The organism is Pseudomonas sp. HP_14 (assembly GCF_055283875.1).
In genome coordinates, this window is sequence record NZ_JBTOQI010000012.1 from 1 (window position 1) to 14,348 (window position 14,348).

Consider the following 14,348-nt stretch of genomic DNA (forward strand, 5'->3'; position numbering starts at 1 on the left):
GTGCGTGGGGCGCCGCTCGGCTGTGCGCGGCTTGGTGGCCCCGCCCCTCGACCCCCCCCCACCACGGCACCGGAGTCGAAGGTACTCCTGCGAAGCAGGGGCCGTACGTCAGCGCAAAATGGTTTTCGCCCCTTTTGCCGTAACAAAAGGGGCTCGACCGTTAGGGCGAAACCAGTCTCAGCCGCGACGTGGGTATCGTTGAATCAATTTGATACGGGTGGCCCCGTATTCGCCGAATCCAGGTGCCTACCGATACTCATCCCGCATCGCCAACCCGTCTTTCAGATAATCCACCAGCTTGCGCACCTTTGGCGAAAGGTGCCGTTGCTGCGGGTACAACGCCCAGACCGCAGTGTTGGGCGGTTGATGGGGTTCCAGCAGCGAAACCAGCGCGCCGCTGTTCAAATGGCTCAGCACGTAATAATCCGGCAACTGACACAGCCCCACGCCGTGCAGCGCAGCATCCAGCACCGCCTGCCCACTGTTGCAGCGCCAGTTGCCTTGTACTCTCTGAGAGAACTCCCGACCGTTTTGCTGAAGCAGCCAGGTATCACTGCTGCCGATCAGGCAATTGTGTCGACTTAGCTCCGACACACTATGCGGCCGACCATAACGCTCCAGATAAGACGGGGATGCGCATAAGTACATCCTTCGTGGTGCAAGGCGGGTAGCGACCAACCGGGAGTCCTGCAATCGGCCTAGACGTATGGCCAGATCAAGCCCCTCATGAACCATGTCCAGAGTGTCATTGTTCAACTGGATCTCCACCCTGATCTGTGGGTAAAGGTCCATGAAACGTGTGACTAAAGGCGTGATAAACCGTTCGCCGTAGGCCACTGCACAGGTCATGCGCAGCAGGCCTTTGGGTTCGCTGGCCAGATCGCCAATCGCGCGCAAAGCTTCCTCACGTCCATCCTGCAGACGCTGGCAATGGTGCAGGAATGTCTGGCCCGCTTCAGTCAGCGCGACTCGCCGTGTGCTTCGATACAACAGTCGGGTTTGCAGACGCTCTTCCAGCCGGGCGATCTGGCGACTGATGTGCGAGGACGAGACACCCATTCGTTCGGCGGCAGCTGTGAACTGACCGCATTCAGCTACCGCGACGAACTCATCCAGGCCTTCCCAGCGATTGGTGTACATCGATTATCCCTGTTCAGCAATAATGTTTTGCTTTTGACCGGATTATTAATCAACTGGCACTGCTTTACACTCCTTCCATTGTTTTTAGCTTCTATTTCTAACTTCATTGGAGAAAGATCGATGATCAAGTCACGTGCCGCAGTTGCCTTTGCCCCTAACGAACCGCTGCAAATCGTCGAAGTCGACGTCGAAGCACCGAAGGCGGGTGAGGTGTTGATTCGCACGATTGCCACCGGTGTTTGCCATACCGACGCCTACACCTTGTCGGGCGCCGATTCTGAAGGCGTGTTCCCGTGCATTCTCGGTCACGAAGGTGGCGGTATCGTCGAAGCGATTGGCGAGGGCGTTACTTCGCTGGCAGTGGGCGATCACGTCATCCCGCTTTACACCGCTGAATGCCGCGAGTGCAAATTCTGCCTGTCGGGTAAAACCAACCTCTGTCAGAAAGTGCGCGCCACTCAAGGCAAGGGTCTGATGCCTGACGGCACTACCCGTTTCAGCTACAACGGTCAGCCGGTTTATCACTACATGGGCTGCTCGACGTTCTCCGAATACACCGTGGTACCGGAAATTTCCCTGGCCAAAATTCCGAAAGAAGCACCGTTGGAAAAAGTCTGCCTGCTGGGCTGCGGTGTCACCACAGGCATCGGTGCAGTACTCAATACCGCCAAAGTCGAGGAGGGCGCTACTGTCGCCATCTTCGGTCTGGGTGGTATCGGTCTGGCTGCAATCATTGGCGCGAAAATGGCCAAGGCTTCGCGGATCATCGCAATCGACATCAATCCGGCGAAATTCGACGTAGCCCGTGAACTGGGGGCTACCGACTTCATCAATCCTAAAGATCATGAAAAGCCGATTCAGGATGTGATCGTTGAGTTGACAGATGGCGGTGTGGATTACAGCTTCGAATGTATCGGTAACGTGAACCTGATGCGTGCTGCGCTGGAATGCTGTCACAAAGGCTGGGGCGAGTCGGTAATCATCGGCGTTGCGCCTTCGGGCCAGGAAATTGCTACCCGCCCATTCCAGCTGGTGACCGGTCGCGTCTGGCGCGGTTCGGCCTTCGGTGGCGTCCGTGGTCGTACCGAGCTGCCGAGCTATGTTGAAAAGGCTCAGAAAGGCGAAATTCCGCTGGATACTTTCATCACCCATACCATGGGTCTGGAAGACATCAACAAGGCATTCGACCTGATGCACGAAGGCAAAAGCATCCGCACAGTCATTCACTTTTAAGCAGTTGCAAGCTTCAAGCGACAAGCTACAAGAGGGTTCCGCGCCTCTTGCAGCTTGAAGCTTGTAGCTTGTGCCTGGGAGTTTACGACCATGGCTCTAGAGAATATTTCCTGCCAGAAAAGTTTTGGCGGCTGGCACAAGCGCTACAAGCATCATTCTGACGTGCTTGGCTGTGACATGGTGTTTGCCGTGTATTTGCCGCCCCAGGCGGAGCAGGGCGGTAAGTTGCCGGTGCTGTATTGGCTCTCGGGCCTGACCTGTACCGATGAAAACTTCATGCAGAAGGCTGCCGCTCAGCGGGTGGCAGCAGAACTGGGCTTGATCATTGTCGCACCTGATACCAGTCCGCGTGGGCCGGATGTTGCCGGTGATCCAGATGGTGCATGGGATTTTGGCCTGGGTGCCGGGTTCTATCTCAATGCTACGCAGGAGCCTTGGGCGAAGCATTATCGTATGCACGACTATGTAGTGAACGAGCTGCCCGCTCTGGTTGAGGAGCATTTCCCTGCTTCGCAGGCTCGCGGGATCAGTGGTCACTCCATGGGCGGTCACGGTGCTCTTGTCTGCGCATTGCGTAATCCCGGGCGCTACAAATCGGTATCGGCATTCTCACCCATTTCTAATCCGATGGATTGTCCGTGGGGCCAGAAAGCTTTTTCCCGCTACCTGGGTGAAGAGCGTTCGCGCTGGCGTGAATGGGATGCGAGCGTGCTGATTGCCGATGCGCGCGAGAAGTTGCCGATGTTGGTGGATCAGGGCGATCGCGATGACTTCCTTGCTAATCAGCTTAAACCCGAGGCACTGGTTCAGGCGGCCAAAGCGGCTGGTCATCCCCTGACATTGCGTATGCAACCGGGCTATGACCACAGCTATTTCTTCATCGCCAGCTTCATCGAAGACCACCTTCGGCATCATGGCGACGCGTTGAACAGCTAAGCGTCAACAAAGTAGGTAGAATCACGCCCTGACTTTTTCCAGGGCGTTTTTTTATGCGTATTGGCCATGGCTATGATGTGCACCGTTTCGCTGAAGGCGATTTCATCACCTTGGGTGGCGTGCGCATCGCGCACCGTTTCGGTCTGCTTGCCCATTCCGATGGCGATGTACTGTTGCACGCCTTGAGCGATGCACTGCTCGGCGCCGCAGCGCTGGGTGATATCGGCAAGCATTTCCCTGACACCGATCCGCAGTTCAAAGGTGCTGACAGCCGTGCGCTGTTGCGACACGTATTGAGTCTGGTGCGGGGCAAGGGCTGGAAAGTCGGCAACGTTGACGCAACGATTGTCGCTCAGGCGCCCAAAATGGCTCCCCACATCGAATCCATGCGTGCATTGATCGCCGAGGATCTCCAGATCGACCTGGATCAGGTAAACGTCAAGGCAACTACGACTGAAAAACTTGGCTTTGCCGGTCGCGAAGAAGGCATCGCGGTTCACGCCGTCGCGCTGTTGCTGTCCGCATGACCGAAGTAGAACTGCTCGGTCCGCAAGCGTATGGTCCGCCGCTGGGGAGTGCGGTGCTCAAAGAGACTGCCGAAGATTTTCAGGTCGACGAAGTGCTTGAGATCACGTTGTCCGGCGACGGTGAGCACCTCTGGTTGTGGGTCGAAAAACGCGGCCTCAACACTGAAGAGGCAGCCCGTCGTCTGGCCCGTGCTGCTGGCGTACAGCTCAGGACTGTCAGCTATGCCGGGCTCAAGGATCGTCAGGCGTTGACCCGGCAGTGGTTCAGCATCCAGTTGCCGGGCAAGGCCGACCCTGATTTGAGCTCGGCAGAAAACGAAACACTGAAAATTCTCAAGAGCACCCGACACAAGCGCAAGCTACAGCGCGGTGCTCATGCGGCAAACGGCTTCACCCTGCGTCTGACCCGGTTGAACGTCGACAAGGAAGCGCTGAACGCTCGCCTTGAGTCGATCGCCAAAGCGGGGATCCCCAACTACTTTGGTGCCCAGCGCTTTGGGTATCAAGGTGGCAATCTGGGTGAGGCGCGTAGTTACGCCATGCGTCAGGCGTTGCCGGAACAGCGGGCAGTGCGTTCCCGGTTGCTGTCCACGGCCCGCAGTTATCTTTTCAATCAGGTGCTTGCTGCCCGTGTCGCAGATGGTTCCTGGCAGGTTGCGCAAGTCGGTGATCTGCTGGCTTTCACCGACAGCCGTAGTTTTTTTCCGGCTGGCGTGGATGAGTGCAATGATCCGCGACTCGCGATTCTCGATCTGCATCCGACCGGTCCGCAATGGGGCGAAGGCCCATCGCCAGCCTCCGGAGCCACGGCAACGCTGGAGAATGACGTCGCCAATCGTGAGTCTGCACTGCGCGACTGGCTGACGAGAGCGGGAATGGAGCACGAACGGCGCATCCTGCGACTGCCCATTGGGCGGTTGACGTGGCATTATCCCGAGCCTGACATTCTGCAACTGGAATTCGTCCTTCCGCCCGGATGCTTCGCCACTGTACTGGTGCGCGAACTTGTTGATCTGGCGCCGGTTGGGCAGACGGACAGCTCATGCGTATTCTGATTTCTAACGATGATGGGGTCGCCGCGCCCGGTCTCGCCGCTTTGTATGCGGCGCTGGCCGATTACAGCGAGTGTGTGGTGATCGCCCCCGATCAAGACAAAAGCGGCGCCAGCAGCTCGCTGACGCTCGACCGCCCTTTGCATCCTCATGCATTGGCGAACGGTTTCATCAGCGTCAATGGCACGCCGACCGATTGCGTGCACCTCGGGCTGAACGGGTTGCTGGAAGTGCAACCGGACATGGTGGTGTCGGGGATCAACCTGGGCGCTAATCTGGGCGACGACGTTTTGTATTCCGGGACAGTGGCCGCAGCCCTTGAGGGGCGGTTCCTGGAGAAACCTTCGTTTGCCTTTTCGTTTCTGTCGCGTCAGCCGGATAACCTGGCAACCGCAGCGCATTATGCGCGCGTGCTTGTCGAGGCTCATGAGCAGCTCGATTTGCCGCCTCGCACAGTGCTGAATGTGAATATTCCAAATCTGCCGCTTGACCGTATTCGGGGCATCCAGTTGACCCGGCTTGGGCATCGGGCGCGAGCCACGGCACCGATCAAGGTAGTCGATCCTCGTGGACGTGCCGGCTACTGGATCGCGGCGGCAGGTGACGCTGAGGATGGCGGCGCCGGGACAGACTTTCATGCAGTGATGCAAGGCTACGTTTCAATCACTCCCTTGCAGCTGGATCGTACTTACCAGGACGGGTTCGCTAGCCTGAACAAATGGCTGGAGGGCCTTCTTTGATGTCTCGCGAGCAAGATGATCTGTTACGTCGTGGAATCGGGATGACTTCCCAGCGGACTCGAGAGCGTCTGATTCAACGTCTTTACGAGGAAGGGCTTTCCAACGCGCAGGTGCTGGAAGTCATTCGCAAAACGCCACGGCATTTGTTTGTCGATGAAGCTCTGGCTCATCGAGCCTATGAAGATACGGCGCTCCCGATCGGCCACAACCAGACGATTTCACAGCCTTACATGGTGGCGCGCATGAGCGAGCTGCTGTTGGCGGCAGGTCCGCTGGACAAGGTGCTGGAGATCGGAACCGGTTCCGGCTACCAGACCGCTGTCCTTGCGCAGCTGGTCGAGCGGGTGTTCTCGGTGGAGCGAATCAAGGTATTGCAGGATCGCGCCAAGGAACGTCTGGTCGAGCTTAATCTGCGTAATGTGGTATTCCGCTGGGGTGATGGCTGGGAAGGCTGGCCGGCTCTGGCACCCTACAACGGAATCATCGTGACCGCCGTCGCAACGGATGTACCTCAGGCGCTGCTTGACCAACTGGCACCTGGAGGACGGCTGGTGATCCCGGTGGGGTCAGGCGAAGTACAGCAGTTGATGCTGATCGTGCGTGAGGAAAACGGGTTCTCCCGGCATGTGCTTGGCGCCGTGCGCTTTGTACCTTTGCTCAATGGTCCGCTGGCTTGATAGCTGTTCACTGAATTCTGGGGAACGCGGCCTGTCTATCTCATGGCATCAAGGGCCAGTCTCTGGAATGAACCCGTGACACGGCGATCCTGGGCGCATCAATTTGATTCAGAACAGTTAAGCAGTAGCTGCCAGTCGTTATTACGGCACAATAGGCATCTTTAATTCAGTCACCAGTAAAGGGAGTGGCGGGTGAGTCGCACAGTCATTCGGCAGCGTAGTTATTCAACAAGTTTTCAGCGGCTGGTGATTGGCATTGCGCTCAGTGTCCTCTTGGTCGGATGCTCCAGCTCGCCCTCCGGTGGCGTGCGTGTGGTCGATCGTAATAACAATGCTGCGCCTCAACGTCCGACTGTGACGACAGGGCAATACGTTGTCCGTCGCGGTGACACGCTGTTCTCCATCGCCTTCCGTTACGGCTGGGATTACAAGGCGCTGGCGGCACGTAACCAGATTCCAGAGCCCTATACGATTCGTCCGGGTCAGACGATTCGCTTTGACGGCCGTTCAAATTCAACATCTTCAACGGCTGCGGCAGCGCCGGGAGGTGTGCGCCCACCTGTTGCTTCCACAACGACTTCGACCACAACCAGCCCTTCTGGCTCGGTAAAAACCACGGTTATTTCGAAGCCGGTGACGGTTGTTCCTCCTCCGGCGAACGAGTCAACAGGGCCCGCCGGGCCGTCTCCGAAAGGCTGGACATGGCCGTCTAACGGCGTTTTGATCGGGAAATTTTCTTCAAACGGTAGTTTGAATAAAGGCATTGATATCGCTGGAGATTTGGGACAGCCTGTTTTGGCTGCGTCTGATGGGTCGGTGGTTTACGCCGGGAGTGGCTTGCGGGGCTACGGCGAATTAGTCATCATCAAACACAGCGATACCTACGTCAGTGCTTACGGTCACAACCGTAGGCTGTTGGTACGGGAGGGGCAACAGGTCAAGGCAGGGCAGACGATTGCCGAGATGGGGTCAACAGGAACTGACCGGGTGAAGTTGCATTTTGAGATTCGCCGCCAGGGCAAACCTGTAGATCCGCTGCAATTCCTGCCGCGTCGTTGATTGTTGCCAGCCTGTTCCTAGCGTAGAGGGACAGGCTCAAGCGTTGCCATGGAATTGGCGTCGCTGGAGCTTGAGGTCGAACTCACCAAAGGACTATAACAATGGCTCTTAGCAAAGAAGCGCCGGAGTTTGACATCGACGATGAGGTTCTCCTTATGGAGGCCGGCATCGTTCTGGAATCGGAGCTTGAAGCGGACGAGAAGCAGACCCCTGCTGCCTCTGCGCCCCGTACCAGAGCAAAAAACTCCACATCGCTCAAACAGCACAAATATATCGACTACACCCGGGCGCTTGATGCTACCCAGTTGTACCTCAATGAAATCGGGTTTTCCCCGCTGCTTTCTCCGGAAGAAGAAGTCCATTTTGCGAGGCTCTCGCAAAAGGGTGATCCGGCTGGTCGTAAGCGCATGATTGAAAGCAACTTGCGGCTGGTGGTGAAAATTGCCAGACGTTATGTCAATCGTGGGTTGTCGTTGCTGGACCTGATTGAAGAGGGCAACCTCGGGCTTATCAGAGCGGTCGAAAAATTCGATCCGGAACGTGGATTCCGTTTCTCAACCTACGCAACATGGTGGATTCGTCAGACCATTGAGCGTGCGATCATGAATCAGACCCGAACCATTCGGCTGCCTATTCATGTCGTCAAAGAACTTAACGTCTATTTGCGGGCTGCCCGTGAATTGACGCAAAAACTCGATCACGAACCCTCTCCTGAAGAAATCGCCAACCTGCTTGAAAAGCCGGTGGGTGAGGTCAAGCGCATGCTTGGTCTGAATGAGCGCGTTTCCTCTGTCGATGTTTCTCTCGGTCCGGACTCCGACAAGACATTGCTCGATACCCTGACCGATGATCGCCCCACCGATCCTTGTGAGTTGCTGCAGGACGATGATCTGTCACAGAGCATTGACCAATGGCTCTCAGAGCTGACTGACAAGCAGAGAGAGGTCGTGATACGGCGTTTCGGCTTGCGTGGTCATGAGAGCAGTACGCTTGAAGATGTAGGGCTGGAAATCGGTCTTACTCGTGAGCGTGTCAGACAGATCCAGGTTGAGGGCCTCAAGCGCTTGCGTGAGATCCTCGAAAAGAACGGGCTATCCAGTGAATCACTGTTTCAATGAAGTGAATGTACACAAAGATAAACGGTAAGTTTGTCTTTCGCGCCACGAAAAACACTCCGTTAAGGGGTGTTTTTTTTGGCTGAAGTTAAAGGCGGGTTCGGCACCGCTCATTAACGTCTTTTGGCTTATACGTAAGTTATCCGGATGCTTTCGACGTCAGTCATTACTTACACAGGCTGTAAGCCTTTGCGAAATACAATGCACAACATTGACCTGTGCGGATGTAGTAGTTATCTAACCCTATGAAATAAAGGACTTTTAATTTGTGCTCGTGATGCGCTGAGAGATCTTGAAAGATTTTGGCTACTTGCCCTCTGCGCAGAAAACACTACTATCAGAACTGTGTCTACGGATGGACGCAGGCCGTCAAGGATGACAGTCAAGGACATCGCAGGACGCGATTCATCAGGATGATGAAAGGGATTAAAAGGATTAAGGAAAAAATGTGGGCGGGTCATACCGCCCCTTTTTTCGTCTGGAGAAAAGTATTATCCCGGATAAACAGGCAGGCACAAAAAAGCCCCGCGAGGGGCTCTCTTGAACAGCTTGGACGCTTAACGTTCCAGGTCTGCGATCTTGCCGGTTTTGCCATCCCACTCTGCTGCGTCAGCCAGGGCGTCTTTCTTCTCGGTGATGTTCGGCCAGACGTCCGCGAGCTCGGCGTTGAGCTCGATGAAGTTTTCCATCCCTGCAGGGATCTCATCCTCCGAGAAAATGGCCTGAGCGGGGCATTCAGGCTCGCAAAGCGCACAGTCAATGCACTCATCCGGGTGAATCACCAGGAAGTTCGGGCCTTCGTAGAAGCAGTCCACCGGACAGACTTCTACACAGTCGGTGTATTTGCACTTGATGCAGTTGTCGGTGACGACGAAGGTCATTTCTAATTCTCTCCTCAGGCGGCGACAGCAGAGCCCTTCGGTATAGGGTTGCCAGGTTCGGGAAGTCTCCCGCGCCGTGTGAAACACATGCATTAGGTAAACGGCGCTGAATGCAGATCGACTGCACGCACGGCGTTCGACCCTGGGTTCGCTACGTCTCACGCGGCTCGGATCAGCTGCTCAGCCAGGCTAAAAGCTGTCAGCGTCTCAAACCGCGCGGGATTCTAACAGCTTGTTACGGTTCTCGTTAGATGCGAGTTTGCAGTGCATATAACAACTCTAGCGCCTGACGCGGCGTGACATCGTCGAGTTTGGCTCTGGAAAGCTCTTCGAGCACCGGGTGCGGCAGGCTCGCGAACATGTCGCTTTGCTGGGGCGCAGCGGGTTTGCCAGGTTTCGGACGAGGCTGTTCGTGGGGCAGGCTGGTGGTCTCCAACCGGTGTAAATGCTCCTTCGCCCGGCCAATCACTCTCGCTGGAACCCCAGCCAGTTGGGCTACAGCCAGGCCATAACTCTGGCTGGCAGGTCCTGGCAGAACCCGGTGCAGGAACACAATTCGCTCGTTGTGCTCGGTCGCATTGAGGTGCACGTTGGCGACCAGCGGTTCGCTTTCCGGCAGCACGGTCAGCTCGAAATAGTGGGTGGCAAACAGCGTGTAGGCGCGTAACTGGGCGAGACATTCTGCCGCAGCCCATGCCAGGGACAGACCATCAAATGTACTGGTGCCGCGTCCAACCTCGTCCATCAGCACCAGGCTGCGATCAGTGGCGTTGTGCAGGATGTTGGCCGTTTCGCTCATTTCGACCATGAACGTCGAACGCCCGCCTGCGAGGTCATCGCTGGAGCCGATTCGAGTGAAAATCCGGTCCACCAATGACAGCTCGCAGCTTGCCGCTGGCACGAAGCTGCCGATGTGGGCCAGCAACACGATCAGTGCGGTCTGGCGCATATAGGTCGACTTACCGCCCATGTTCGGGCCGGTGATGACCAGCATCCGGGTCTTGTCATCAAGGTCCAGATCGTTGGCCACGAACGGCGAGGTCAGCACCTGTTCCACGACCGGATGCCGACCCTGATCGATGCGCATGCAGGGCTCATCGACGAACTGCGGGCAGTTCAGGTCCAGATTCAGCGCGCGTTCGGCCAGGTTGCTCAGCACATCCAGCTCGGCCAGTGCCGAGGCGGTGTCCTGCAGCGGCGCGAGATGGCCGATCAGGTCCTCAAGCAATGCTTCGTAAAGCATTTTCTCGCGAGCCAGTGCCCGGCTTTTGGCTGACAACGCCTTGTCTTCGAACTCTTTCAGTTCTGGCGTGATGAAGCGCTCGGCACCTTTCAGGGTTTGCCGACGGATGTAGTCCGCGGGCGCCTGTTCGGCCTGTTTGCTCGGCAATTCAATGAAGTAACCGTGAATCCGGTTGTAGCCGACTTTCAGATTGGCCAATCCGGTTCGGGCTTTTTCACGGGCCTCAAGGTCAATCAGGAACTGCCCGGCGTTTTCACTTAGCGACTGCAGCTCGTCCAGCTCAGCGTCATAACCCGTTTTAAGAACCCCGCCGTCGCGGATCACCGCTGGCGGGTTGTCAATGACGGCTCGTTGCAGCAAATCGGCCAGCTCCGGATAGACGCCGGTGACCTTGGCCAGTTGCTGCAAATGCGGCGCTTCCAGTTCGGCCATTGCCGTTTGCAATTCGGGCAACGCACTCAGGGCGTCGCGCAGGCGAGCAAGGTCGCGTGGCCGGGCATTGCGCAGACCGATACGCGCAAGGATTCGCTCGATATCGCCGATTTCCTTCAACTGTGGCTGCAGGTTTTCGAAGCGATAACGCTCAAGCAGGCACTTGATCGAGGATTGCCGTGCCTTGAGAATCGACAGGTCGCGCAAAGGACGATTCAACCAGCGGGTCAGCAGGCGCGTACCCATTGCGGTCTGGCAGCGATCTACCACCGACTGCAAGGTGTTGTCGCGACCACCGGCCAGGTTGGTGTCCAGTTCGAGGTTGCGTCGGGTGGCACCATCAAGGATGACCGTATCGTCAAGGCGCTCATGACGCAGGCTGCGCAGGTGCGGCAGGGCAGTACGCTGGGTTTCTTTGGCGTAGCCCAGCAGGCAACCGGCAGCACCGATCGCCAGGGTCAGGTTTTCGCAGCCAAAGCCTTTCAGGTCCTGAGTCGAGAACTGCTGGCAAAGACTTTTGAGTGCAGAGTCACGCTCGAAATCCCACGGCGCGCGGCGGCGTGATCCTCGACGTTTTTCAGCAGGCAGACCTTGTGGCCAGTCATCGGGGATGAGCAGCTCCACGGGGTTGATACGCTCAAGTTCAGCCAGCAGGTTCTCCCAGCCCTTGATTTCGAGCACGCTGAAATTGCCACTGGTGATGTCCATTACAGCCAGGCCGAACAGGCGTTCGTCACCCAGTACCGCAGCAATCAGATTGTCGCGGCGCTCGTCGAGCAGTGCCTCATCGCTGACAGTGCCGGGAGTGATGATGCGCACGACCTGTCGATCAACCGGGCCTTTACTGGTCGCTGGATCACCGACCTGCTCGCAGATCACCACTGACTCGCCGAGCTTGACCAGCTTGGCCAGATAGCCTTCAGCCGCGTGATAAGGAATCCCGCACATAGGGATGCTCTGACCGGCAGACTGGCCCCGCGCTGTCAGGGTGATATCCAGCAATTTGGCGGCTTTCTTCGCATCTTCGTAGAAAATTTCGTAGAAATCGCCCATGCGATAGAACATCAACTGGTCAGGATGCTGATTCTTCAGCCGCCAGTACTGCTGCATCATCGGGGTGTGTGAAGAGAGATAGGAAATTGCTTTATTCATCAGATAGTTAGGCAAGTTCGTTGGAAGAGTGGGGCAAAGTCGGAGGCGAACCCGATAACCCTTCTGGGGCTAACTGGCCGGTAAGTCCGTGTGTTTTGCGATGGGCGCAAGATTACCACGCGAGGCTTCGCTACGCAGGTCTGCTGCAAGTCGGCTGATTCGTCACCGAGCGTTTCCGGACGGCCACAGAGGTGAAATCGCTGTATAGACTTTGCTGCGTCGCCTCTCAATCCCGAGCAGGCGTTTATGTAAAAGGAATTTTATATGGCTAACAAACGCGGAAGGGATTCCGGAAGCGGGCGTTTCATTCCCATCGAGGAGGCCCGGCGACGCCCGAAGGAAACAACGGTTGAAACCATCAAGAAACCGCACTGCCCGAAAACCCGGGATAAATGACGCATCCATGAGGGCGGTCGCGATCAGGCCGCTCTCTGCTTGCACCTTCAAAGCGCTCGTGTACGGTGTTGGTTTACTCGCCTTTCCAAAGGAAGAGCATCTTGGATGAAATCACCCGGCTTGCCGCCACCCTTGGCAAGCATCTGCAATCGATCAATGCTCAGGTCAGCACCGCCGAGTCCTGTACCGGCGGCGGCATCGCCGAAGCGATTACCCGGATACCCGGCAGTTCGGCCTGGTTCGAGGCGGGTTATGTCACTTACTCCAATCACCAGAAAACCCTCCAGTTGCAAGTACCGACCGAGTTGTTTGCCCGCGTCGGTGCGGTCAGCGAAGAGGTGGTGCGCGCGATGGTGTCGGGTGCGCAACGTCATAGCGGTGCAGGATTTGCTGTCGCGGTCAGTGGCGTCGCCGGGCCGGGTGGCGGCTCGGTCGAGAAGCCGGTTGGCACTGTATGGTTGTGCTGGGGCGTGGGTGAAAAGCTGATTTCACGGCGCGAACAGTTCGCCGGAGACCGTGACGAGGTGCGCCGACAAACGGTGAAAGCCGCGCTAGAGGGGCTGATCCGGCTTGTCAGTGCAGAAATACCAACTCGGGGGTAGGCGAGCGCTCAACCCTGTGGAATAATACTGTCTACTTATACAGGTGTTGTGGCCGTCAGGCCCCTAATTGAATTTGATTACGTGAGGACTTCAATGGACGACAACAAGAAGAAAGCCTTGGCTGCGGCCTTGGGTCAGATCGAGCGTCAATTCGGTAAAGGTGCCGTAATGCGCATGGGTGACCATGACCGCCAGGCGATTCCTTCTATCTCCACCGGCTCACTCGGGCTCGATATCGCGCTGGGCATCGGTGGTTTGCCGAAAGGCCGGATCGTTGAAATCTATGGTCCTGAGTCTTCCGGTAAAACGACGCTGACGCTGTCGGTTATCGCCCAGGCCCAGAAAATGGGTGCAACTTGTGCGTTCGTCGATGCCGAGCACGCGCTTGATCCAGAATACGCAGGCAAGCTGGGCGTCAATGTTGACGACCTGCTGGTTTCGCAGCCGGATACCGGTGAGCAGGCACTGGAAATCACCGACATGCTGGTGCGTTCCAATGCAATCGACGTCATCGTTGTCGACTCTGTTGCCGCTCTGGTGCCGAAGGCTGAAATCGAAGGCGAAATGGGTGACATGCACGTGGGGCTGCAGGCTCGTCTGATGTCTCAGGCGCTGCGCAAGATCACCGGCAACATCAAAAACGCCAACTGTCTGGTTATCTTCATTAACCAGATCCGTATGAAGATCGGTGTAATGTTCGGTAGTCCGGAGACCACCACCGGTGGTAACGCGCTGAAGTTCTACGCTTCGGTCCGTCTGGATATCCGTCGTACCGGTGCAGTTAAAGAGGGCGACGAAGTCGTCGGCAGTGAAACCCGTGTCAAAGTCGTCAAGAACAAGGTGGCCCCGCCGTTCCGTCAGGCCGAGTTCCAGATTCTTTACGGCAAGGGTATCTACCTCAATGGCGAGATCATTGATCTGGCCGTACTGCATGGTTTCGTAGAGAAGTCCGGTGCATGGTACAGCTACCAAGGCAGCAAAATCGGTCAGGGTAAAGCCAACTCGGCCAAGTTCCTGGCGGATAACCCGGAAGTCGGTGCCACCCTTGAGAAGATGATTCGTGAGAAGCTGCTGACTCCAGGTGTTGATACCAAATCCGAAGCCTCTCGTGCACCAGCGCCTGCTGATGACATGGCTGAAGCTGACGTTGATCTCTGATAGAT

At 56.7% G+C, this 14,348-nt stretch carries 14 protein-coding genes; 11 read left to right on the forward strand and 3 right to left on the reverse strand.

What is annotated here, in order from left to right:
* Positions 1 to 246: 246 nt before the first annotated feature.
* Complete coding sequence (locus tag ACYASS_RS11365) at positions 247 to 1,140, reverse strand: LysR substrate-binding domain-containing protein (protein ID WP_243247956.1); 894 nt, start codon at positions 1,138 to 1,140, stop codon at positions 247 to 249.
* Positions 1,141 to 1,260: 120 nt separating this feature from the next.
* Between ACYASS_RS11365 and ACYASS_RS11370 the strand changes: the two genes are divergently transcribed.
* From ACYASS_RS11370 to rpoS, 8 genes are all read left to right on the forward strand, one after another.
* Positions 1,261 to 2,373, forward strand: a complete 1,113-nt coding sequence (locus tag ACYASS_RS11370) for an S-(hydroxymethyl)glutathione dehydrogenase/class III alcohol dehydrogenase (protein WP_243247955.1) — start codon at positions 1,261 to 1,263, stop codon at positions 2,371 to 2,373.
* A 90-nt stretch (positions 2,374 to 2,463) separates the two neighbouring features.
* Positions 2,464 to 3,309: an S-formylglutathione hydrolase gene (gene fghA, locus ACYASS_RS11375; protein WP_463586185.1), complete on the forward strand. Its 846-nt coding sequence runs from the start codon at positions 2,464 to 2,466 to the stop codon at positions 3,307 to 3,309.
* A 53-nt stretch (positions 3,310 to 3,362) separates the two neighbouring features.
* On the forward strand, positions 3,363 to 3,836 hold the full coding sequence (ispF, locus tag ACYASS_RS11380) for a 2-C-methyl-D-erythritol 2,4-cyclodiphosphate synthase (protein ID WP_243247950.1): 474 nt from the start codon (positions 3,363 to 3,365) through the stop codon (positions 3,834 to 3,836).
* Positions 3,833 to 4,891, forward strand: a complete 1,059-nt coding sequence (gene truD / locus ACYASS_RS11385) for a tRNA pseudouridine(13) synthase TruD (protein ID WP_463586186.1) — start codon at positions 3,833 to 3,835, stop codon at positions 4,889 to 4,891. Before ispF ends, truD begins: the two co-directional genes overlap by 4 nt.
* Positions 4,879 to 5,628, forward strand: a complete 750-nt coding sequence (surE, locus tag ACYASS_RS11390) for a 5'/3'-nucleotidase SurE (protein ID WP_463586187.1) — start codon at positions 4,879 to 4,881, stop codon at positions 5,626 to 5,628. The genes truD and surE overlap by 13 nt, the downstream gene beginning before the upstream one ends.
* A gap of 41 nt (positions 5,629 to 5,669) precedes the next feature.
* Positions 5,670 to 6,305, forward strand: a complete 636-nt coding sequence (locus tag ACYASS_RS11395) for a protein-L-isoaspartate(D-aspartate) O-methyltransferase (protein WP_205505009.1) — start codon at positions 5,670 to 5,672, stop codon at positions 6,303 to 6,305.
* A 192-nt stretch (positions 6,306 to 6,497) separates the two neighbouring features.
* Positions 6,498 to 7,364, forward strand: a complete 867-nt coding sequence (locus ACYASS_RS11400) for a peptidoglycan DD-metalloendopeptidase family protein (RefSeq protein WP_463586188.1) — start codon at positions 6,498 to 6,500, stop codon at positions 7,362 to 7,364.
* 101 nt (positions 7,365 to 7,465) lie between these two features.
* Positions 7,466 to 8,482 carry an RNA polymerase sigma factor RpoS gene (rpoS, locus tag ACYASS_RS11405; RefSeq protein WP_122665188.1) on the forward strand — a complete coding sequence of 339 codons (1,017 nt, stop codon included), beginning with the start codon at positions 7,466 to 7,468 and terminating at the stop codon, positions 8,480 to 8,482.
* A 554-nt stretch (positions 8,483 to 9,036) separates the two neighbouring features.
* Here the strand turns inward: rpoS and fdxA are convergent.
* Positions 9,037 to 9,360: a ferredoxin FdxA gene (gene fdxA / locus ACYASS_RS11410; protein WP_122665187.1), complete on the reverse strand. Its 324-nt coding sequence runs from the start codon at positions 9,358 to 9,360 to the stop codon at positions 9,037 to 9,039.
* Between the two features lie 247 nt (positions 9,361 to 9,607).
* A complete protein-coding gene (gene mutS / locus ACYASS_RS11415; protein WP_463586243.1) occupies positions 9,608 to 12,175 on the reverse strand; it encodes a DNA mismatch repair protein MutS in 2,568 nt (855 codons plus the stop codon).
* Between the two features lie 276 nt (positions 12,176 to 12,451).
* Between mutS and ACYASS_RS11420 the strand changes: the two genes are divergently transcribed.
* From ACYASS_RS11420 to recA, 3 genes are all read left to right on the forward strand, one after another.
* Positions 12,452 to 12,583, forward strand: a complete 132-nt coding sequence (locus ACYASS_RS11420) for a hypothetical protein (RefSeq protein ID WP_279291103.1) — start codon at positions 12,452 to 12,454, stop codon at positions 12,581 to 12,583.
* Between the two features lie 101 nt (positions 12,584 to 12,684).
* Positions 12,685 to 13,185, forward strand: coding sequence for a CinA family protein (locus ACYASS_RS11425; RefSeq protein ID WP_463586189.1), 501 nt, complete (start codon positions 12,685 to 12,687; stop codon positions 13,183 to 13,185).
* Between the two features lie 93 nt (positions 13,186 to 13,278).
* Positions 13,279 to 14,343 carry a recombinase RecA gene (recA, locus tag ACYASS_RS11430; protein ID WP_122665184.1) on the forward strand — a complete coding sequence of 355 codons (1,065 nt, stop codon included), beginning with the start codon at positions 13,279 to 13,281 and terminating at the stop codon, positions 14,341 to 14,343.
* Positions 14,344 to 14,348: the final 5 nt, after the last annotated feature.

Bases quoted from the DNA above. Each gene is read 5' to 3' on its own strand.
- ispF (WP_243247950.1), top strand. From the start codon at position 3,363: ATGCGTATTGGCCATGGCTATGATGTGCACCGTTTCGCTGAAGGCGAT.
- recA (WP_122665184.1), top strand. From the start codon at position 13,279: ATGGACGACAACAAGAAGAAAGCCTTGGCTGCGGCCTTGGGTCAGATC.
- ACYASS_RS11420 (WP_279291103.1), top strand. From the start codon at position 12,452: ATGGCTAACAAACGCGGAAGGGATTCCGGAAGCGGGCGTTTCATTCCC.
- surE (WP_463586187.1), top strand. From the start codon at position 4,879: ATGCGTATTCTGATTTCTAACGATGATGGGGTCGCCGCGCCCGGTCTC.
- rpoS (WP_122665188.1), top strand. From the start codon at position 7,466: ATGGCTCTTAGCAAAGAAGCGCCGGAGTTTGACATCGACGATGAGGTT.
- truD (WP_463586186.1), top strand. From the start codon at position 3,833: ATGACCGAAGTAGAACTGCTCGGTCCGCAAGCGTATGGTCCGCCGCTG.
- ACYASS_RS11370 (WP_243247955.1), top strand. From the start codon at position 1,261: ATGATCAAGTCACGTGCCGCAGTTGCCTTTGCCCCTAACGAACCGCTG.
- fdxA (WP_122665187.1), bottom strand. From the start codon at position 9,360: ATGACCTTCGTCGTCACCGACAACTGCATCAAGTGCAAATACACCGAC.
- ACYASS_RS11395 (WP_205505009.1), top strand. From the start codon at position 5,670: ATGACTTCCCAGCGGACTCGAGAGCGTCTGATTCAACGTCTTTACGAG.
- ACYASS_RS11365 (WP_243247956.1), bottom strand. From the start codon at position 1,140: ATGTACACCAATCGCTGGGAAGGCCTGGATGAGTTCGTCGCGGTAGCT.
- fghA (WP_463586185.1), top strand. From the start codon at position 2,464: ATGGCTCTAGAGAATATTTCCTGCCAGAAAAGTTTTGGCGGCTGGCAC.